General features: G+C 67.0%; 17 protein-coding genes and 1 pseudogene. 11 read left to right on the top strand and 7 right to left on the bottom strand.

The annotated features are described in order from the left end of the window. The first annotated feature begins 31 nt into the window (after positions 1-31). From ACT86A_RS17125 to ACT86A_RS17100, 6 genes are all read left to right on the top strand, one after another. On the top strand, positions 32-1,234 hold the full coding sequence (locus tag ACT86A_RS17125) for an acyl-CoA dehydrogenase family protein (RefSeq protein ID WP_445093137.1): 1,203 nt from the start codon (positions 32-34) through the stop codon (positions 1,232-1,234). Between the two features lie 73 nt (positions 1,235-1,307). Next, positions 1,308-2,228 (top strand): SDR family oxidoreductase, encoded by a 921-nt coding sequence (locus tag ACT86A_RS17120; RefSeq protein WP_445093136.1) that lies wholly within the window; start codon positions 1,308-1,310, stop codon positions 2,226-2,228. Next, positions 2,225-3,448 (top strand): FAS1-like dehydratase domain-containing protein, encoded by a 1,224-nt coding sequence (locus ACT86A_RS17115; RefSeq protein WP_445093135.1) that lies wholly within the window; start codon positions 2,225-2,227, stop codon positions 3,446-3,448. The genes ACT86A_RS17120 and ACT86A_RS17115 overlap by 4 nt, the downstream gene beginning before the upstream one ends. Before the next feature lie 9 nt (positions 3,449-3,457). After that, a complete protein-coding gene (locus ACT86A_RS17110; RefSeq protein WP_445093134.1) occupies positions 3,458-4,588 on the top strand; it encodes an acyl-CoA dehydrogenase family protein in 1,131 nt (376 codons plus the stop codon). Next, positions 4,581-5,357: an enoyl-CoA hydratase/isomerase family protein gene (locus ACT86A_RS17105; RefSeq protein ID WP_445093133.1), complete on the top strand. Its 777-nt coding sequence runs from the start codon at positions 4,581-4,583 to the stop codon at positions 5,355-5,357. The genes ACT86A_RS17110 and ACT86A_RS17105 overlap by 8 nt, the downstream gene beginning before the upstream one ends. 112 nt (positions 5,358-5,469) lie before the next feature. Beyond that, entirely contained in the window at positions 5,470-6,279 is an 810-nt protein-coding gene (locus ACT86A_RS17100) for a tyrosine-protein phosphatase (RefSeq protein ID WP_445093132.1), read from the top strand. 241 nt (positions 6,280-6,520) lie between these two features. Here the strand turns inward: ACT86A_RS17100 and ACT86A_RS17095 are convergent, their stop codons facing one another. The 5 genes from ACT86A_RS17095 to ACT86A_RS17075 all read right to left on the bottom strand — a co-directional run bounded on the left by ACT86A_RS17095 (position 6,521) and on the right by ACT86A_RS17075 (position 10,739). After that, on the bottom strand, positions 6,521-7,819 hold the full coding sequence (locus tag ACT86A_RS17095; RefSeq protein WP_445093131.1) for a cytochrome P450: 1,299 nt from the start codon (positions 7,817-7,819) through the stop codon (positions 6,521-6,523). Between the two features lie 97 nt (positions 7,820-7,916). Continuing rightward, on the bottom strand, positions 7,917-8,912 hold the full coding sequence (locus tag ACT86A_RS17090; RefSeq protein WP_445093130.1) for a PDR/VanB family oxidoreductase: 996 nt from the start codon (positions 8,910-8,912) through the stop codon (positions 7,917-7,919). Then, a complete protein-coding gene (locus ACT86A_RS17085) occupies positions 8,905-9,801 on the bottom strand; it encodes a TIGR03619 family F420-dependent LLM class oxidoreductase (RefSeq protein ID WP_445093129.1) in 897 nt (298 codons plus the stop codon). The genes ACT86A_RS17090 and ACT86A_RS17085 overlap by 8 nt, the downstream gene beginning before the upstream one ends. Next, positions 9,798-10,268: a nuclear transport factor 2 family protein gene (locus ACT86A_RS17080; RefSeq protein ID WP_445093128.1), complete on the bottom strand. Its 471-nt coding sequence runs from the start codon at positions 10,266-10,268 to the stop codon at positions 9,798-9,800. The genes ACT86A_RS17085 and ACT86A_RS17080 overlap by 4 nt, the downstream gene beginning before the upstream one ends. Before the next feature lie 39 nt (positions 10,269-10,307). Beyond that, positions 10,308-10,739, bottom strand: coding sequence for a limonene-1,2-epoxide hydrolase family protein (locus tag ACT86A_RS17075; RefSeq protein WP_445093127.1), 432 nt, complete (start codon positions 10,737-10,739; stop codon positions 10,308-10,310). A gap of 107 nt (positions 10,740-10,846) precedes the next feature. Between ACT86A_RS17075 and ACT86A_RS17070 the strand changes: the two genes are divergently transcribed. Both ACT86A_RS17070 and ACT86A_RS17065 read left to right on the top strand, forming a co-directional pair. Beyond that, a complete protein-coding gene (locus tag ACT86A_RS17070) occupies positions 10,847-12,205 on the top strand; it encodes an FAD-dependent oxidoreductase (RefSeq protein WP_445093126.1) in 1,359 nt (452 codons plus the stop codon). Positions 12,206-12,872: 667 nt separating this feature from the next. Continuing rightward, positions 12,873-14,612, top strand: coding sequence for a PEP-utilizing enzyme (locus ACT86A_RS17065; protein ID WP_445093125.1), 1,740 nt, complete (start codon positions 12,873-12,875; stop codon positions 14,610-14,612). Positions 14,613-14,740: 128 nt separating this feature from the next. Here ACT86A_RS17065 and ACT86A_RS17060 read toward each other — a convergent pair whose 3' ends face one another. Together ACT86A_RS17060 and ACT86A_RS17055 are read right to left on the bottom strand one after the other, a co-directional pair. Continuing rightward, positions 14,741-15,304, bottom strand: coding sequence for a MarR family winged helix-turn-helix transcriptional regulator (locus ACT86A_RS17060; protein WP_445093124.1), 564 nt, complete (start codon positions 15,302-15,304; stop codon positions 14,741-14,743). Positions 15,305-15,657: 353 nt separating this feature from the next. Further along, positions 15,658-16,328: pseudogene (locus ACT86A_RS17055) on the bottom strand (thiolase family protein). Between the two features lie 143 nt (positions 16,329-16,471). On the opposite strand from ACT86A_RS17055, the gene ACT86A_RS17050 reads away from it, so the two are divergent. From ACT86A_RS17050 to ACT86A_RS17040, 3 genes are all read left to right on the top strand, one after another. Then, the gene (locus ACT86A_RS17050; RefSeq protein ID WP_445093123.1) at positions 16,472-16,693 is read left to right on the top strand and encodes a hypothetical protein; all 222 of its coding nucleotides are present in this window, start codon (positions 16,472-16,474) and stop codon (positions 16,691-16,693) included. After that, positions 16,690-17,835: a Gfo/Idh/MocA family protein gene (locus tag ACT86A_RS17045; RefSeq protein ID WP_445093122.1), complete on the top strand. Its 1,146-nt coding sequence runs from the start codon at positions 16,690-16,692 to the stop codon at positions 17,833-17,835. The genes ACT86A_RS17050 and ACT86A_RS17045 overlap by 4 nt, the downstream gene beginning before the upstream one ends. Before the next feature lie 108 nt (positions 17,836-17,943). Further along, positions 17,944-19,344 (top strand): aspartate aminotransferase family protein, encoded by a 1,401-nt coding sequence (locus tag ACT86A_RS17040; protein WP_445093121.1) that lies wholly within the window; start codon positions 17,944-17,946, stop codon positions 19,342-19,344. Positions 19,345-19,566: the final 222 nt, after the last annotated feature.

Raw genomic sequence — 19,566 nt, 5'->3', positions numbered from 1 at the left:
CGAGTACTAGACTATTTGAGGCGGTGACCCTGTGACTCCCACCATCGAGGAGTTCGTGAGCGGAGCACGCGAATTCCTGGAGTCGGTATCCGCGGGGCGAACCCGTGGACAGTCCGGCTCCGGCAAGTCGCGGTATGCGCTCTTCTCCGGTTCGACCGAGGAGGAGATCACCGCGGCGATCGAGTATCAGCGGTTGGCGTTCGATCACGGCTACGGCTGGATCAGCGGCCCGGCCGAGAACGGCGGAGCAGGTCTGCCGACCGCCTACGAGAAGGCTTTCGCCGCGGTCGAGCGCGAGTACGCCATCCCCTCCAAGGGCCCGCTGTCGGTGAGTCTGGGGATGGTCGCACCGACGCTGGCGCAGTTCGGTTCGGCCGAGGCCGAACAGCGCTGGCTGCTGGGTCTGCGGCGTGCCGATATCGTGGGCTGCCAGTTGTTCAGCGAACCGGCCGCCGGCTCCGATCTCGCCGCGGTCCGTACCAAGGCCGAGCAGGACGGCGTCGGCGGCGACTGGATCGTCAACGGCCAGAAGGTATGGACCTCGGGAGCGCACTACTCCCAGATCGGAATCGTGCTCACCCGCACCGCCGACGGGCCCCGGCATCGCAATATGACCGCGTTCGTGGTCGATATGAGCAGCGCGGGGGTAGAGGTGCGCCCGCTGCGGCAGATCACCGGTGCCGCCGACTTCAACGAGGTCTTCCTCACCGACGTGCGGATCCCGGATTCGTGCCGGCTCGGTGAGGTCGGGCAGGGCTGGTCGGTGGCGATCGCGATGCTCATGCACGAACGAGGTGCGATCGGCGGTTCGGCCAGCGGCGGTAGCGGTCTGTTCCGGATGGACGATCTCGCCGCGTGGATCACCGATCTGGGCAGGCACGACGATCCGGCCGTCGTGGAAGCCTTCGCCCGGGTCTACGCGGGGGTCACCGCCGCCAAGGCGATGCGGAAACGGGCGGATGCCAACCTCGAGGCCAACGGCGTACCCGGACCGGAGATGTCGCTGGGCAAGCTGGCGCTCACCGCGAATCTGCAGGCGCTCAGTGACCTGGTCACGGTGGTCCTCGGTCCCCGGCTCGTGGTGGATACCGGGACACCCGCGTCGTTCGCATGGTCGGAGTTCGTGCTGAGCGTGCCCGGGATGCGGATCGGCGGCGGTACCGACGAAATCCACCGCAACACCGTCGCCGAGAGGTCGCTGGGACTACCCAAGGACAAGCCGGTGCCGGCATGAACGCCGGGCGGGCACAACACAGGCAACCACAGCAGGCCCCGGCGGGCCGCTGACGAGCACAAGGACGGAATCAATGGGACATCTGGACGGTAGGACCATCATCGTGACCGGCGCCGGTCGCGGTATCGGGCGGGAACACGCGCTGTTGTTCGCCCGGGAGGGCGCCAATGTGGTGGTGAACGACCTGGGTGGCGCCCAGGATGGGAGCGGCGCCGCGCTCGGCCCTGCCCAGCAGGTCGTGGAGGAGATCGCCGCGGCGGGTGGCCGGGCGGTCGCCAACGGTGACGATGTCGCCGATTCGGCCGGCGCCGCGCGGATCGTGGCGACCGCCGTGGACACATTCGGTGGTGTGGACGGCCTGGTGAACAATGCGGGCATCCTGCGTGACCGCGTGCTGGTGAACATCGACGACGACGATTGGGATCTGGTGCTGCGGGTGAATCTGCGCGGCACCTTCGTGATGACCCGCGAAGTCGGGCGGTACTGGCGCGAACAGAGCAAAGCCGGTGCGCCGGTGGCGGGTTCGGTGGTGAACACCAGCAGCGAATCCGGTGTCTTCGGCAATCCCGGCCAGGCCAACTACGCGGCGGCCAAGGCCGCGGTGGCCTCGCTGACCCAGGTCGCGAGCAAGGAACTGCAACGCTACGGCGTGCGCGTCAACGCCATCCTGCCGCAGGCACGGACCCGGCTGACCGAAAGCGCCTTCGGCGACGCGCTGGCCGCCAAGGAAGGCCAGTTCGACCGGATGGACCCGGCCAATGTATCGCCCTTCGTGGGATACCTGCTCTCCCCGAGTTGCGCGCTGAGCGGTGAGGTCTTCCTGGTCGGCGGTTCGCGGGTGCAGCGTATCCGCCCCTGGACCAAGGACCCGGAGTGGAAACTGATGGCCGAGGGCCGCTGGACCCTGGACGCGCTGGAGAAGGCCGTGGCCGACGCCGGTGTGCCCGCGGGTGGCAACAGCTGGACCGCCAACCCGGGGAAGGGCGCGAAATGACGGCCGTGGAGTCGGCCCCGGTCGATCGCACGACCGAGGCCAAGATGCCCGAGGCGGTCATCACCGACGAGATGATCGCCTCGATGCAGGCGCGCGCCGGTGTCGACCTGCGGATCGACCATTCGGTCAACAACGAAGAGGCCACGCGTATCGCGGTGATCAAATTCGCCGGCGGTATCGGTGATGTCAACGCACTGTGGACCGATGCCGACCGGGCCACCGCCTCCGACTACGGCGCGCCAGTGGCGCCGCCGTCGTTCGTGATCGGGTGTTTCTCCGGGATCCAGTTCGGCTGGCCCGGCCTCGGCGCCTTCCACAACGCCACCCAGGCTCGCTTCCACCAGCCGGTGTATTGGGGTGACAAGATCACCGCGACCTGCCGGTACGACGGATTCACCGGTCCGCGGCCGAGCAAATTCGCCGGCCGCATGGTCACCGATCATTTCGTCAACAGCTACCGCAACCAGCGCGGCGAGCTCGTCGCCGAAATCGACTGGCAGGTGGTCAACTTCGAACGCAGATCGGCCAAGTCGCGCTCGAAGCAAGCGGCAGGTGACACCGGCAAACCCGGGCTGGAACTACCGCACCCGTGGACCGAGGACGAGATCCGCGAGGTCGAGCGACAGGTGCTCGCCGAGCAACCCCAGGGTGCCGAGCCGCGCTATTGGGAGGACGTAAAGGTCGGCGAGCAGATCCAGACGCTCACCAAAGGCCCGATCGGGCTCACCGACGAGGTGGCGTTCATCGCCGGCGGTGGCACCCCGATCCCTCGGTTGAAGGCCCATGCCGCCGCGCTCGCCGACTACCAGGCGCATCCGGCGTGGTCCTTCCGCGACCCGGTGATGGGGTCGAGCGAACCGATCTACGCGGTGCACTACAACAAAGCCGCCGCGAACGCCATGGGCGTCGCCTTCCAGTACGACGTCGGCTTCCAGCGGCAGTGCTGGCAGGTGCAGTTGCTGACGCACTGGTGCGGAGACAACGGCTGGGTGGTCGCCTGCGACTCGCAGTACCGGGGCTTCGTCTATCTCTCCGATGTGGTGACCCTGGGCGGCGAAGTGACCGGGAAATCGGTGACCGAGTCCGGCGAACATGTCGTCGAGCTGACCACCTACGCGCGCAACCAGCGCGGCGCCGACGTCATGCCCGGCACCGCCACCATCGCGCTACCGACCCGGGAGGGCCCCTCGCCCGTCGCCGCGCGCGCCCGGACGAAATAGGGAGACGATATGGGCATCGACGCGCGCGAGCGCCGAGAACTGGCCGCCGCGGTCCGGGACGCGGCGGCGTCCGGCCCCCGGGGATTCCTCGACGAAGCAGGACACCCGCGCCGGGACACCCGGCTGTGGAAAGTGCTGACCGAACAGATGGGGCTCGCCGGCCTGCTGTTGCCCGAACCCGATGCCGACGGCGGTGCCGGGGTCACCGAAGTGGCGCTGGTCCTCGAACAACTGGCGCGCTCGCTGGCCGTCGTACCGGGACTGTCGTCGCTGGGCAGCGCGGCGACTCTGCTGCGGTTGACCGGAACCGAGCCCGCCCTCGCCCTGATGGAACGTATGGCGGAGGGAGAGGTGACCGCGACCGTGATGTGGCCCGACCTCGCCGCACCCAGCGTGGTCCCTGAGGTCGTCGCCGACGGTCCGGTGGCCGCGGGTGCGGACAGCCGCGTCACCGGCCGGGCCGAGATCGTCCTGGATGCCGCCGATGCCGATGTGCTCCTGGTCCCCGCCCGCAACGGCATCCAGGCCGTTGTCGTGGCGGTCGAGGCGCACGGGCCGGAGGTGACCTGCGCGGCCAGGAACGGCTTGGACCTGACCCGCGGCCTGGCGGCGGTGGACCTCGCGCAGGCGCCCGGCACCGTGCTCGGCTCCGGCGTCGATCTACCGGCCGCGCTCGACCTCACCCTGGTCCTGATCGCCGCCGAGCAGGTCGGTATCGCACAGCAGTGCCACGACGCCGCGGTGCAGTGGGCCAAGGAGCGAATCCAGTTCGATCGCCCCATCGGCCAGTTCCAGGCCGTCAAACATCGCCTGGTCGATCTGCTGATGGCGCTGGAACTGGCCCGCTCGGCTCTCGACGTCGCCACCCGAGCCGGTGACGACTACCTGGCCGAGCCGACCCCCGAGCACGCCCGGGCGCTGGCCGTTGCCGCAAGCATGGCCAAGGCGCAGTGCGGTGCGGCGGCGACCACGGTGGCCGACGAGTCCCTGCACATCCTGGGCGGTATCGGTTTCACCTGGGAACACGACGCCCATCTCTACCTGCGCCGGGCGAAATCCCTCGAGGTGCTCTTCGGGGCACCAGCGACGCACCGGGCACGCTTCGCGAACCTGCTGCTCCAAGAGGCCGCCCATGCCTGAGGAAAACCCGGTACTGCTCGAGATCGACGACGCCGGTATCGCGACGCTCACCTTGAACCGCCCGGCTCGCAAGAACGGCCTGAACAAGGCCATGGTCGACGAGGCGATCGCGGCCCTCGAACGGATCGCGGGCGACGACGCCTGCCGGGTGGTCGTGCTCACCGGTGCGGGCTCGTCGTTCTGTTCGGGAATGGACCTGGCCGAGCGCATCGAACCGGACGAGCTGACCTTCATGCGGCGGGTCGGTCGCCTGTGCGATCTGATCCACCGGTTGCCGTTGCCGGTGATCGCGCGGGTGCGCGGCGGCGCTGTCGGTTTCGGCGCCAATCTGGCGCTGTGCGCGGACCTCGTCCTGGCCGGCGAGAGCGCGGTGTTCGGGGAGATCTTCGCCGAACGCGGGCTGTCGATCGACGGTGGCGGGTCCTGGCTGGTGCCACGGCTGGTCGGCCTCGGCCGGGCCAAGGAGATCATGCTGCTCGCCGCCCGGGTCTCCGGCGAGGAGGCCGCCCGGCTCGGGCTCGTCAGCAGGTGCGTACCCGATGCCGATCTCGACGCGACGGTGTCGGAGTGGGCCACACGGCTGGCCGACGGGCCGCGCCGCGCACTGTCGGTGATCAAACAGCAACTCAATGCTTCGTTCGAGCGTTCCTTCGCCGAGGCGATCGAAGCCGAAGTGCTGGGGCAGTCACTGGCGTTTCGGTCGAAAGAATCGCGCGAGGGTGCGCGTGCGTACTTCGAGAAGCGGGCGCCGGATTTCCGGTCCTGCTGAGCAGCGAGCACACGGATCGAAAACTTCGTCAGAGCGGCGCGCGAACCGTCGCCGGATTTCACCTGACCGCTTCGCGCGCCAGTAGTAGTCGATGTGAGATGAGAGCAGGCCTATGTCCCAGCCGCTACCGGAAACGCCGACCGTGAGCACCGAATGCGCACGTGACGCACCGCTCCCGTCGTTCGATCCGCTTGCGCTCGAACGCGGTTTCCCCTGCAATATCCGCGATCTGGGCGGCCTGCCCATCCCGGGTGGCAGAGAAGTTCGGGGCGGGGTGCTGTTCCGCGGTGACGATCCCGGGCGTGGCGATGTGGCGGCCGGCTATCGGCTGATCCGTGAGTTCGGAATCCGTCACCTGATCGACCTGCGCCTGCCGTCGGAGGTCGGTGATGCCACCGACACCGTCCGGTCGATGCCCGGGATCACGCACCACTGGTTTCCGGTGACACTCACCGATGCACTCGGACCCCGGGGAGTCCCGAATACCGTGCCGGAGCTGGCGGAGGTGTACGCGCGCGCGGTCGAGGTGTGGGCCACCACACTCGTCGCCGCACTGCGGCGCATCGCCGAGCTCGAGGAACCGATCCTCGTCCACTGCAGTCACGGAAAGGATCGCACCGGTGTGGTGATCGCGCTGACGCTGGCCGCGCTCGAGGTCGATCGCAACGCCGTCATCGCCGATTTCGCCCGTACCGGCGAGAATCTTCCACTGATGTACGAACTGGCCCGCCGTCAGCAGATCTCGCTGGGCGTCGAGAACATTCCGGAGGTATTCCGACGGGCGCCGGCCAAGGCCATGTCGCGCTGCCTCGAGCTGCTCGACGAGTGGCACGGCGGTCCGCTGGTCCCGCTCTTCGCAGCCGGTCTGGAGCACGCAACGGTGGCCGCGCTCCGAGCGAAGTACATCGATCCCGGGGCCTGATCGGGAACGGGTTCGTGGAACGACGAGGGGGCACCGCTCACAGTTGGCGGTGCCCCCTCGAGGAATATGATCAGCCGCTCATTTCGACTCAAAGCTCGACGTCTGTGCTCGAGCGGTCGTTCCGAGGAGTCGCGCAAGGGCAGACGAGTGTCGTACGAAGGGCGGATTTCGGATTTTCGATGCCGCTGAAGCAGTGGCGAGCGGGGTGCCGCCTGGAACGGCGCCCCGCTCCCCAGCCGTTTCAGCGAACAGTCACCCGCAACGACGAGATACCGTGCAGCACGAAGCTGCGGTGGAAGCCGAGCTCGGCATCGGATACGGCCAGCGCGATATTCGGGCAGCGGGCCAGCAGCGTGCCAAGGGCCACTTTGGCCTCCAGCTTGGCCAGATTCATGCCGAGGCAGGCGTGCTCGCCGCGGCCGAACGACAGGTGCCGGGCCCGCCCGCGGTCCAGTTGGAGCGCGTCCGGCTCCGGGTATGCCTCCGGATCCCGGTTCGCCGCGCCGGTGACGAGGTAGATCAGGCTGTCCGCGGGAATGGGCACGCCGCCGATTTCCACATCGGTGGTGGCGACCCGCCAGATACCCTGCACCGGCGGTTCGAGCCGCAGCACTTCCTCGACGAAATCGGGGATTTCGGCCGGGTTCTGCCGGAGTCTGTCCTGGAGTTCGGGATCCGTGGCGAGCTTCCAGACCGAGGTGGTGAGCAGGTTCGTGGTCGTCTCGTTGCCGGCGACCAGGAACTGCACCAGCATCTGCAGCAGTTCGGCTTCGCTCAGCGGCTCCTCGCCGTCCAGGCGCGCGGCGAGCAGATCGCTCAACATATCGTCGACCGGGGCGGTGCGGCGCTTGTCGAGCTCCTCGGTGAAGTAGTCGTAGAACTCGTTCACCCGGTCGAACATCTCCACCACGGCGTCCCGGTCCTGCTCCAATGCGCCGACCCCGCGGGTGAAAGCGTCGGACCACTGCTTGAAGACATTCATCTTCTCCGGCGGCACGCCGAGCAGCCGGGCGATGATCGTCATCGGAATCGGGTGGCTGAAGGCGGGGACGATGTCGAAGGGTTCATCGGTGGGGAACCGCTCGATGAGGCTTTCGACCAGGGCGACCACGGCCTGATCCATTTCGGCTACCCGCTTGGGGGTGAAACCGGCGTTGACCAGTGCACGCTGACGCTTGTGCAGCGGCGGATCGGCGAACAGCATGATCCGGGACTTGCTGAGCTCGATGCGCCGGGCGGCGGCCGCACGAGTGCGCTCGGGCAGGGTGGTGTCCTCGATGACCCGCTGGGCGAGCCCGGACACCGAACTCGGACCACTGGCCAGACGGTTGGAGTACGTCTCGGCGTCCCGGAGCACCGCGAGAATATCGTTGTACTGCGTGACGACCCATCCGCCGAGCCGTTCGTTGTACGCCACCGGTTCGCCGGTCCGCTGCGCTTCGTAGGCGCCGTAGGGGCAGCGCACCACATCGGGCCGCAGTGCCAGCAGATCGTCGAACGTGGCAACCGGGCAGGTCCCGGCTTCCGCTGTCCGAGTCATCACAACTCCTCATCGATGGGTGATGTCTAAATCATCTAAGACTAGAGTATTTAAGGTGGGGGGCGGTGTCCACCGTGGCAAGATGCGCGGACGGCGCCTACAGATCCAGAACCAGCCGCGCACCCTTGCAGCGGCTGACGCAGATCATCATCAGGTCGCCGTTTTCCTGCTCGTCCGCGGTGAGGTAGTCGTCGCGGTGGTCCGGCGTCCCTTCCAGCACACGGGTCTCGCACTCACCGCAGTAGCCCTCCTCGCACGAACTGGGATGATCGGGCAGGACCTTCTGTACTTCTTCCAGGATCGTGCAGCCTTCGCCCACGGTGAAGGTGACGCCGGTCTGCCGCAGTTCCACCTCGAAGGCGTCGCCGCCGGTGTCGGCCGGCCCGGTGGCACCGAACCGCTCGAAGTGCAGCCCACCCAGTTGTGGGTGACCGGGGTACTCGGCCGCGACCGCATCGATCATCGCGTTCGGTCCGCAGACATACACCTGCGTTCCGGGCGCCGCTGCGCTCAGGATTCGTGGCAGGTCCGGGTAGCCGCGCTCGGCTTCGACCCACACGTCCACCTGCTCACCGTGAGCGGCGAGTGTTTCGCGGTAGGCCATGGAGGTGACGGTGCGACCGCCGTAGACGAGCTGCCAGCTCGCCCCGCTGGTGCGTGCCCTGGCGATCATCGGGATCAGCGGAGTGATGCCGATACCGCCGCCGATGAACAGGTAGGAGTCGGCCTCGACGAACGGGAAGTTGTTCTTGGGGACACGGATATCGAAATCCACACCTTCTCGCGCGATCGCGTGCACCTCTCGGGAGCCACCGCGACCGTTCTCCTCGCAGAGCACCGCGATGACATAGGACGACCGGTCTGCCGGGTCACCGCACAGGGAGTACTGGCGGGTCAGCCCCGAGGGCAAGGTCAGCTCGATGTGCGCGCCCGGTTCCCAGGCGGGCAACGGGGCCGCGTCGGGGTTGGCGAAGGTGATCTCGATGATGTCGTCGGCGACCGGGCGCACCGTCGAGGTCCGCAGGGTGAGACGTTCGGCTGTTGTCGTGGTCAAGGCTCGGCTCTCCGGGCTGGTGGCGGGTAGTTCATCCACGGGCGGCGTCGACCAGCGGCTTCAGGTTGCCGAGTACGTCGAGCCACGCTGCGGAGGAAGTGATCTCGGAACAGAAGTTGGTCTCGACGACAACGCCGTCGAGACCGGCGGAAACGCATTCCGCCACTCGGGTGGTCATGTCGTCGACGGTCATGCGTTTGCCCGCGGTGGATTGTTGCGCCATCCGGTAGACCGCGCCGATCTCAGGCTTTCCGTCCGGTCGTCGATCGTTCAGGCGGCCGAGCGTCTCTTGTACCGCGGCTACCGGAATGGAACCCGGGTTCCACAGGTCGAAGTCGCGTGCCGTGCGGGCCAGGCCTGCTTCGGAATACATGCCCGACATGAGCCGTGGCCGGGTGATCGGTTTCGGCTGCATGATCGCCGGGCCGATATCGAAAAACGGTCCATGGTGCTCGACCGGGTCCTCGCCCCAGCAGGCGAGCAACGCCGGGACGAAATCGTCCATCCGCCGGCCCCGGGTTCTCGGGTCGACGCCGACAGCGCGATGTTCCGCTACGGACCATCCGACGCTGAGGCCGACAACCGACAGCCGGCCGCCGCTGAGCCGGTCGATCGTCGCCAGCCGGTTGGCCAGCTGCGCGGGCCAGTGGTTCCCGCCGACCAGGATGCTGGTACCCAGGTGCATGCGTTCGGTCCAGCCGGCCACCGCGGCGAGCAACTCGGTCGGCGCCCACACCGACCGGTAGATCTCGGGCTGGCGCTGCGCGCTGCCGCCGTACTCGCCGTCCTGCTGCAGCGCGTAGAGGAAGTGGTCCTGCACCCACAGATCGTCGAAGCCCATCTCGTCGGCCTGCTGAACGAAATCCCGGATCAGCGAGGCCGAGACGACGGGGCCCAGTTGCGGGAGGGTGAGCCCGATCGTCGTCATGCTGATTCCACCCGGTCCGGTTTGGGCAGGACGTTGCGCTGGATACGGGTCAGCCGGCTCCGGTAGATGCGCCACTTCCCGTCCGCGCACCGCCGGTAGTGCTCGGTGTAGTGACCCCAGCCCTCGTGCGAGACGTAGCCACTGTCCGCCGGTGACTCCACCCGGTCGTACATCGGCCAGATCGCGGTGGCGGTGGTGTCGTCGAGGATCTCGATCTCCGGGATATGGCCGTGGTGAACCGACCAGCCGGACCGGAAATGGTTCGCGACACTGGTCAGGAACTCCTGCTTGCCCTTCGGCAGCGAGGTCGATTCCGCGAAGTCCACCTCCAGGTCGTCGGTGAACAGGTCCGCGAACTCCTCCCACAGCCGCAGGTCGACGCATCGGAAGTAGCGGGCTTTCACTTGCCGGATGTCCTCGATCGCGGCCAGCCTGCGTACGGTCTTCTCCAGGTCGTTGTCGCTCACATGCGTCCTACCGTTCGATATCGGGTGTCCGGGCGGGGGTCAGTGCCGGTGCCGCGGGAACCGTTCTTTGATGGGAGAGTCGGCGTTGTAGTCCGCGTATCGCGCGATACGTCCGTCCTCGACCACGAAGGTGCCCATGATCGGGATCTCGATCAGTACGGTGCCGTCGGCGGCGTGCACCCGGTCCACCCGTTCGGTGAGCACAACGTTGTCCCGGGAGGCGATGGTGCGCAGTTCCGCGGTGCAATATTCCATCTCGAGGGTGTCGTGCAGGGTTGTCAGGAACTGCATGGCCTGCTGCTTGCCCTTGGTCGCGGGCGACCCGGTGTTCTCCCACGACACATCGTCGGTCATCCAGCGGTCGTAGCAGTCACGCATATGCGGCCAGGCGCCGGGACCCCAATCGTCGAGGAATCCGACCACCGCCTTCTCTGCCTCCGTGCGGGGCTCGGCGCCAGGGTGAATGTGCATAGCTGCGACCTCCTCGTCTCAAACACCTGCGTAATAAATAGTCGCATGGTCTACTATTTAGAGTCAATGTAAACGGCTGATAATGCCGATCCTGAGGAGGCGGCCGGATGGGTCGAGGTTCCGTGGTTGTGGCGGGTGGTGGCATGTCGGGTTTGCTGGCCGCCGCGGCAGTGAGTCTTCATGTGGACCGAGTGCTGATCGTGGAGAAGGACCAGGTGCCGGAGCGCCCCGAACCGCGCCGGGGCGTACCACAGGGGCGGCAGGTCCACGCGTTACTGGCCGCCGGCCAGGACGCAATGGCGCGGTTGTTACCCGGTATCGTCGACGACTTCGCGGCGGCCGGCGCCCGGCTGGTCGATTCCCCGGCTGATCTCGCCGTGTTCGGAAGTCAGGGCTGGGCGGGCCGGGTACGCAGCGGTACCCGCACCGTCATGATGCGGCGCCCGCAGCTCGAGCATGTGGTGCGTTCCCGGGTCCTGGGGTTGTCGAACGTCGAGGTGATCACCGCGTCGGTCACCGGACTCACCGCATCGGCTGACCGGTCGCGGATCACGGGTGTGGGCCTGCTCGGCGGCGAGACGCTCGAGGCCGATCTGGTCATCGATGCCACCGGCCGGGTCTCGCGGTCGCCGGAGTGGTTACGCGCATTCGGCTACGCGGCGCCGGAGGAGAAGGAGATGCGCTCCCGGATCGGCTACGCCACCGTGGAAGTGCGGTTACCGGAGGGTGCGCTGCCCGAGGGGGTCGCCGGGGTCCTGGCCCACCCGCATCCGGGCAACTGTCATGGTGCGGCGGTGGTACCGGCCGACAATGGCGTGTACCTGATCGCCGGCCTGGGCATGCTCGATCGGGACCCGCCCGGGGAGGTGGAGGGATTCCTGGCACATCTGGACGCGGCGCCCAGTCCGATCGTGGGGGAGATCGCACGCAAGGCCGAGTTCCTGGGGCCCGTGGTGCCTTACCGGATCCGCGGCAGCCGCCGCCGGATGTGGGAAGAGTTGGACCCGATGCCTGAGGGGTACCTTGTGATCGGCGACGCCGTGATGGCGTTCAATCCGCTGTACGGGCAAGGGATGTCGGTGGCCGCCTGCGAGGTGCTGGCGCTGGCGCGCACTCTCGACGAGGACGGCTCGCTCGCAACAGTGGCCCGCCGCGCGCAACGTGCTATGACCGACGTGATCGACACGGTTTTCGCGATGGCCGTTTCCACCGACGGGGCCTACGAGGGCGCCGAGCTCATCGGCGTGCGGCGGCCCACGGCCGACCAAGCCGCGACCGGCGCGCTGGTGTCCCAACTGGCCACCGAAGACGCCGAGGTGGCGCTGGCAGCGAAACGCTACGCCCATTATTTCGACAGCGAGGCGCTGCGCACCCCGGCAATTGCTGCCAAGATCGCCGCATGGCGGGAACAGGGTCGCACGGTGGTGAACAATGATCCGGCCACGATTCCGGGCTTGATCGGCTGAGGGTCGATCGGCCTGGTCTGGGCCGGCGGTATTCGCCGGCCCGGACCGCGCACCGTCAGCCGGCTGTGGTGTGCCCCATCTCCTGCGCCAGGGACTGGAGTTGGGTCGCGGTTCCCAGGCTGTCCAGGTAGTCGGTGTAACGGTGGATCTTGCCGTCTCGTACTTCCAGTACGAGACGGCCACCCGGAAGTCCATGATCTTCGAATCGTCCGCCCGCCGCATGGTGTCGATGCGCTCGGTGAAAACGAGATCTCCGGCCAAAGCGATATTGATGACGTTGATATCGCAGTAGGCCATACCGGTCTGCTCGGCCAGGGTGTCCAGATATTTCAGCGAATCCGCCAGGTTCGGGTGGTGGTCGAAGCCGACGCTCTCCCATTCGACGTCATCGGCGAGGTACTTGTTGTAGGTCTGTTTGAACGCCTCCAGATCCGGGCCCATGCCCGCGAAGAAGTCCAGGACGAACTGTTCCTTGTCGTTTCGAGCAGTGGCCAGGTGCGCTCCTCAAAGTCGTATAGTCGATAGTCGCTTATTAGACTATCGTGGCGTAATATACATCACAGCATGCCCGTCCTGTAGTGGCATGAAGGCTTCGATCCGAAGCGGACCGTCTCGGTGTCGTATGCCGATTTCCGGTGAGAAGTCAAGCAAGAGAGGACAATTCGTCATGGTCGACATTACCCGCCCTTGGGTCGTGGACAATGAGCTCAGCGATCGGTGGCCGGTCTACACCCGCGGCAACGTCGGCGAGGTTTCGTCCACCGCGGCCACCCCGCTGTTCTGGAGCATGGTCGGCGGGCGCCCGGCGGAACGGGAATGGAAGCAGGCGCTGGCCGAGTTCGGTGCCTTCGACCTGGACGAGTTCCGGCCGGATGTGATCGATATCCAGGGCCTGGTGCACGGGTACGTATACCTGAACCTGTCGAATATGCGAACCTTCGGAGCCCGGATGCCGGGCGCGACCCCGGATCTCATGGACCGCACCTATCTTGGAGACCGTGCGGCGCCCCCCTACGTCCCGCATCCCGACGACGACAAGCCCGAGTACACCGAGCGCATCCTTGCCACTGTGCAGCGGGTGCTCGGCGAGACCGCGCGCCCGGATGTGGAGGCCCATCGCGCGGTCGCCGAGGATCTTCGCTCCCGTCGGCCGGACCTGAGTGCGCTGACCGAGCGTGAACTCGTCGCATTGAGCCGGAAAGTGATGAACGAGGTGTACCCGCCCATCATCCGTACCCATCTCCGGATGGTCTACGAGGGGTCGGTCGTGACCGGGTCGCTCGACGATGCGCTCTCCCCGCTCGGGGATCCGTCGCGGGCCGTCGCCCTCATGGGCGGTCTCGGCAATATCGCTTCGGCTGCCCCCAACGAGGCGATGTGGAAGCTCGGCCGGTGGGTCGCCGACAGCGGGACGCTGACCGCCGAGTTCGACCGCGGGGTGTCCGGCCTCGACGGGCGGCTGCGGTCGAGCGCGGATGCCGACGCCACCGCGTTCGTGAAGGAATTCGACGATTTCCTCTACCGGTTCGGATCCCGGTCGACGCAGGAATGGGAGGTCAACGCCAAGACGTGGGAGACCCACCCGGCGATCCCACTGGGCATGATCGACCGGATGCGCCTGCAACCGGAGGACAAGAGCCCGGCCGTCCAGGGTGCGCGCCTGCGTGCCGAGCGGGAAGCTGTGCTCGCCGATATCCGGTCCCGGCTCGCGAGCCTGCCCGATCAGCTCGCAGCGGTGGAAAAAGTACTGCACTCGGTGGCGGTGTACTCCCAGGCCCGTGAGCAGAGCAAGACCAACACCATCCGGGTCTTGCACGAGGCACGGATGTGCATGGTGGAGCTGGGCGCGCGCTACGCCCGCCGGGGCGTCTTCCAGCAGCCGGAGGACATCGTGATGGTGCGCGAGGACGAACTCGACGCGCTAACGGACGATCCCGGTTCCTTCGCCGGCACCATAGCCGAACGCTGGGAATGGTGGCGTGCGCTGTCCGAGCTGGAACCTCCGGTGATCATCGAGAAGGGCAAGATCCCGCCGGTGACCGAGTGGCGTAAGCGCCAAGAGCCCGGTGTCGAACCGGCCGCTGCCGGCGAGGTCCTGAAGGGTCTGTCGGCCTGTGCCGGTACAGCGACCGGACGGGCGAGAATCATCGAGGACCCGGAAGACGGCGTGGACCTGCAACCGGGCGAGATCCTCGTTGCGCCGTGGACCGATCCGGGGTGGACGCCGCTGTTCACCTCCGCCGAGGCCGTCGTGGTGAACGTCGGCTCGTCGATGAGCCATGCCGCGATCGTCAGCCGGGAACTGGGTATTCCCTGCGTGCTCGGGGTTACCGACGCGACGAAGCGGATCGCCGACGGGACGATGCTGACCGTGGACGGCGGCGCCGGCACGGTCACCGTGCACTGACACCGCTGTTCACTGAACGTTGACGCGTGACCTCCGGCGGCTTCCCGGAGGTCACGCGTACGGGGCGATCGGTCACCCGTCGGGCGCTGGATCAGGTGATCCGGGTCAGCTGGAGACGGTGATCCGGGTCAGCTGGCCTTGGGGGTGCTGCGGGACTTCCCATTGGCAGCCTGGGCGTCCCCGGCGCTGGTACGCAGTTCGCTCAACAGTTCGATGAGCCGGCCGATGTCCGCGGGGTCGGCGTTACCCAGTCCGAAGCCGATCTCGGTGAGCGAGGCGTTGGCTTTGAGCACGAGTTTGCGGCCGGTCGGCGTGATGGACACCAGGGTGGCGCGCCGATCGGTGGGATGCGGTTTGCGGCTGATCAGCCGGCGCTTCTGCAGCCTGTCGGTGGCCAGGGTCGCAGTGGTTGCGTGGACCATGAGACTGCGGGCCAGATTGCTGACGAGCCGGGTGCCGTTATCGCTCAGTTGAAGGGTCATCAGCACCAGGTAGTCGGTGAGATTCAAGCGGTGTTTGCGCAGGCTCGCCTCGACCGGGTCGATTACCAGACGCTGGTAGCGCAGCAGTGACGACATGGCGAGGAAACGCTGCTCGTCGCCCTCCAGACCCTGTTCGGTCCAGTAGTGGTGCGCCCACTCCACGGGATCGGTGGTGTCGGGCATGGTGTTCGGCGTTTTCGGAGTGGGCATGGGGTTCCCCCGCTCGAGTCGTCACATCGATGATCGTTGACTCAATAGTCTACGGGTAGTTGATCAGCGAGGTGGGATCCGGCGGTCGGCGCGTGCTTCGTGTCCGGCCGGCAACCGGTTGGGCACGAAGCACGCTCGTCGGTACCGGTGGCAGGCTCCGGAATGGTGCTCGTCCGGTCAGTGCCGCACGGTCGATACGGCCCCATGCATCCTGTTCGGCGGCGCAAAGGCGGTAGCACACGTGGCGCGGGCTGCGGATGTCTGCCGAATTCGTCGGCGGTATCGCGCCACCCGGTCGACCGCAAGGGCGGTGAACATCAGCACCGTCGTCACGTACAGCCCGATCACCAAGGTCATAGCTCGACCCGGCGCAACAGGGCGGCCAGTGCCTGGCCGCCACCGATGCACATGGTGACGATGCCGAGTTCACTCTCGCTGCGCAGCAGTTCCTTGACGACCCGGAGGGTGAGGATGGCGCCCGTCGCCCCGACCGGATGCCCGAGTGCGATCGCACCGCCGTAGGGGTTGGTCCGTTCCGGAGGTAGTTTCGCGTCCCGGATCACCGCGACCGCCTGGGCGGCGAACGCCTCGTTCAGCTCCACGATGCCGATATCGGCGGGGCCGCTGCCGGTCCGGGCGAAGAGTTCGATAAGCGCGGGTACCGGCGCTCGTCACCACCTGCGACGGCGAAGTCCACACCGCCCCAGCGGATCTGCATCGCCGCCGACCACACCGCTTGCAGGCCTGACCCGCACAACCGGTTCACCGTATACGCGGGGGTGGTCACCGGCAGTCCTGCCGCCAGGGTGACTCGCCGGGCGTTGTAGGCGTCCGGCCCTACCTGTCCGATGCAGCCCATGACGACCTCGTCGATTTCGTCGCGGCCCACCCCGGACCTGCTCAGGGCCGCGGTGGTGGCGATCGCGCCCAGTTCGTGGGCCGGCACGGTGCGCAGCGCGCCACCGAAGCGGCCGATGGGGGTGCGGGCTCCGTCGAGGAGGACGATCCGTTCTGGGGAAGCCATGGAGGTCCAATCTTGTCAGCTGCGTCCGACCGCTCGGGTCAAAACTGAGATACGTAGAATATTTATAGGTAGAGTATTTGGTGAATAGGCCGGGATCAAGCGCCGGCCGTGGAAGTGCAGTGCTGCGAAGGCCACGGGAGGCCATGACCGTGCTCAGTCCTTACGACGAGTTCCCCGTCCGTCAGACCGGCCGGCCGCTGTCGGTGGTCGCGGACACGAATGCCGGGTTCGACACGCGCACGGTCGCCTCGGATGGCCGGGAGTGGCACGGAGCCGGGCAGACCGGACCCTTCCTCGACGGGCCCGTATGCCCCGCTCGGGCTTTCCTGAGCGTTCCCGAATCTCTGATGGTGGAGGTGTTGTGACGAAACGGATCGAATCCGGGCACGCGGACGTGCGGGTGGGTGTGATCGGACTGAGCGCCTCGGGCGGGTGGGCCGCAAAAGGTCACCTCCCGGCGCTGGCCGCCCTGGACCGTTACCGCGTCACGGCGCTGTGCGCGAGTTCGGCCGAATCCGCCGCCGCGGCCGGTGCCCGTTACGGTGTGCCGCACTGTTTTTCCTCGGCCGCAGAGCTGGCCCGCTGCGATGATGTCGACCTGGTGGTGATCGCTGTGCGAGCCGCCGAACATCGCGGGGCTCTGCTGCCGGTGATCGAGGCGGGGAAAGATGTTTATTGTGAATGGCCGCTGGCTGTTTCGGAACCCGAAGCCGGTGAGCTCGCGGCTGCCGCCCGTGCGCACGGCGTGCGTGCCACAGTGGGTCTGCAGGCCCGCTCGGCCCCGGTGATCCGCTATCTCCGCGACCTCGTCCGCGACGGTTGGGCCGGTGAAATCCTGTCCAGCACCATGGTCGCGTCGGGTATGGCCTGGGGCGCACGAACGGATCCGCGCGCGAACTATCTGCTCGATCGTGACGGTGGATCGACCATGCTCGCGATTCCGTTCGGCCATTCGGTCGACGCACTGACCATGTGCCTCGGTGAGTTCGCCGAGGTCGGTGCCGTGCTCGCGAATCGGCGCCCCACAGTGCAAGACTCGGGATCGGGCGCCGTGCTGCCGAAGAGTACCGACGATCAGGTAGCGGTACACGGTGTGCTGGAGGGCGGTGCTGTCGCATCGGTGCATTTCCGGGGTGGGCGCTCCCGGGCCACCAACTTCCACTGGGAGATCAACGGTACCGAGGGCGATCTGATCCTGTCCGGAAACCACGGCCACCTGCAACTGGCCCCGGTCACGCTGTACGGCGCCCGGGGGTCGGACGCCGAACCGGTCGAACTTCCCGTCCCGGCGGAGTACCACCTGGTCCCGCAGTTCCGCGACCGTCCGGGCGATTCCGCGGCCAACCTCGCGAATGCCTACGCGCAACTGCTGGCCGAAATTGACGGCGGCACGACGCGGTTGCCCGATTTCGATCACGGTGTGCGGCGACATCGACTGCTGGACGCGATCGTCGAATCCGCGCGCACGGGGGAGCACCGGACTCTGGGTGCGGTCGCCGCTGGGTAGCCGCCGTTGCCGCCTGCCCATTTCCATGACAACTGAATATTAGATACATAAATTAACTGGGTGAAGCGTCGACTCCATCTGTACGGGGCCGCAAATTCTGGAGGTACCATGACCGACGTTGTCGGCGAACTGGGCGCACTGTCGGAACGCGCAGCAAATACCCCGAACGAGAAGCCACGGACACTGGACGCGTGGGCGGCCGAGGTCGAGCAGGAGTTCCTACGGCGGACGCCCGGCTCGAAGGCGGCATTCGAACGTTCGCGGGATCTGATTCCGGGAGGTGTGCCGGGCGGGCTCGGTTTCCTGAGCCCGTATCCGGTCTACTTCGAGCGGGCCGAGGGCGCCTATGTGTGGGATGCCGACGGCAACAAATACCTCGATGTCATGTCCGGTGACTGGCTGCTCCCGCTGGGCCACGTCCATCCGGACGTTTTCCGCGCGACCGTGCGACAGCTCGGTGCCGGCACCACGTACTGTTCACCGCACACCTCCCTCGGGTACGAGCTGGCGGCCGAGCTGAACGCGCGAATCCCCTCGCTGGAACGCATCCGCTTCACCGCCTCCGGAACCGAGGCGACGATGACCGCGCTCCGGCTGGCGCGGGCGTTCACGGGTCGCGGGAAGATCGCGAAAATGTGCGGCGGATACCACGGGACACACGATCTGTCGCTCATCGCCAACGGACGCTTCGCCGACCCCGACCTCGTTCCGCCCGGGCTGATTCCCGGCGCGGCGGACGCTGTCATCATCCTGCCCTACAACGATCCCGACGGCGCCGAGGAAATCATCACCCGGCAGGCGCGGGACCTCGCCGCCGTGATCGTCGAGCCGGTTCTCGGTGGTAGTGGAATGGTGGCCGCCACCCAGGAATTCCTTACTCGCCTACGATCTGTTACGCAGCGGCACGGGATTCTTTTGATCTTCGACGAGGTCGTCACCTTTCCCGTAAGTCCTGCTGGTGCGCAAGGACTGTTCGGGATCCGGCCGGACCTGACCACGCTCGGCAAGGCGATCGGCGGCGGACTCCCCTTGGGCGCGTACGGCGGCCGCGCGGACATCATGGACTTGGTCGATCCCGTACTGGACCCGGTCACCCAGATGCGGCACGCCACCACACTCGGCGGTATTCCGGTCACACTTGCTGCAGGCCTCGCGCAGTTGCGGGCACTCACTCCCGCGGTCCACGCACACCTGTCGACGCTCGGCGAGTACCTGCGCACTGGGATGCGCGATATCGCGCAACGCCGCCAGGTGCCACTGCAGGTGACCGGGCTGGCGCATTTCTTCGGTCTGCACTGGACACCCGAGCCGGTGGTCGATTTCGACACCGCCTCGACCTCGGACCGGAAGATTATCGCACTGTTGACCACCAGCTTGTACAACCAGGGAATCCTCATGTTCAAGTCCGCCCTCGGCGCCGTCACCGCGCCGATGGAGGAGTCGGACGTGGACATGTTCCTTTCCGCGGTCGACACCGCTCTCGTGCAGAGCGGGCTGGCGCGGGGATGAGCACTCGAATCGGGTCGCGGCCGCCCACCACGGCGAAGACGGATGCCGGCACCCGGGCAGGAGAATGGCATGAGAGCACGGCAACTCACTCGGTGCGGTTCGGCACTGGAACAGGTCGACGTTCCCGAACCGGTGGCGGCCGCTGTCGCATGTCGACGGTGGAAATCAGGTGAACTGTGCGTCGGCAGTTTCCGAGTTCCGCAGCTCGGTGGCCCGGGCGGC

The organism is Nocardia glycosmidis, from assembly GCF_052545115.1.
Note: the sequence above shows the minus strand (reverse complement) of the source record. Positions and strands in the feature narration are given on the sequence as shown.

Coding starts and splice junctions, on each gene's coding strand:
- ACT86A_RS17075 (WP_445093127.1), bottom strand. CDS start 10,739: ATGCACATTCACCCTGGCGCCGAGCCCCGCACGGAGGCAGAGAAGGCG.
- ACT86A_RS17040 (WP_445093121.1), top strand. CDS start 17,944: ATGACCGACGTTGTCGGCGAACTGGGCGCACTGTCGGAACGCGCAGCA.
- ACT86A_RS17120 (WP_445093136.1), top strand. CDS start 1,308: ATGGGACATCTGGACGGTAGGACCATCATCGTGACCGGCGCCGGTCGC.
- ACT86A_RS17070 (WP_445093126.1), top strand. CDS start 10,847: ATGGGTCGAGGTTCCGTGGTTGTGGCGGGTGGTGGCATGTCGGGTTTG.
- ACT86A_RS17050 (WP_445093123.1), top strand. CDS start 16,472: ATGACCGTGCTCAGTCCTTACGACGAGTTCCCCGTCCGTCAGACCGGC.
- ACT86A_RS17115 (WP_445093135.1), top strand. CDS start 2,225: ATGACGGCCGTGGAGTCGGCCCCGGTCGATCGCACGACCGAGGCCAAG.
- ACT86A_RS17110 (WP_445093134.1), top strand. CDS start 3,458: ATGGGCATCGACGCGCGCGAGCGCCGAGAACTGGCCGCCGCGGTCCGG.
- ACT86A_RS17065 (WP_445093125.1), top strand. CDS start 12,873: ATGGTCGACATTACCCGCCCTTGGGTCGTGGACAATGAGCTCAGCGAT.
- ACT86A_RS17100 (WP_445093132.1), top strand. CDS start 5,470: ATGTCCCAGCCGCTACCGGAAACGCCGACCGTGAGCACCGAATGCGCA.
- ACT86A_RS17085 (WP_445093129.1), bottom strand. CDS start 9,801: ATGACGACGATCGGGCTCACCCTCCCGCAACTGGGCCCCGTCGTCTCG.
- ACT86A_RS17095 (WP_445093131.1), bottom strand. CDS start 7,819: ATGACTCGGACAGCGGAAGCCGGGACCTGCCCGGTTGCCACGTTCGAC.
- ACT86A_RS17060 (WP_445093124.1), bottom strand. CDS start 15,304: ATGCCCACTCCGAAAACGCCGAACACCATGCCCGACACCACCGATCCC.
- ACT86A_RS17105 (WP_445093133.1), top strand. CDS start 4,581: ATGCCTGAGGAAAACCCGGTACTGCTCGAGATCGACGACGCCGGTATC.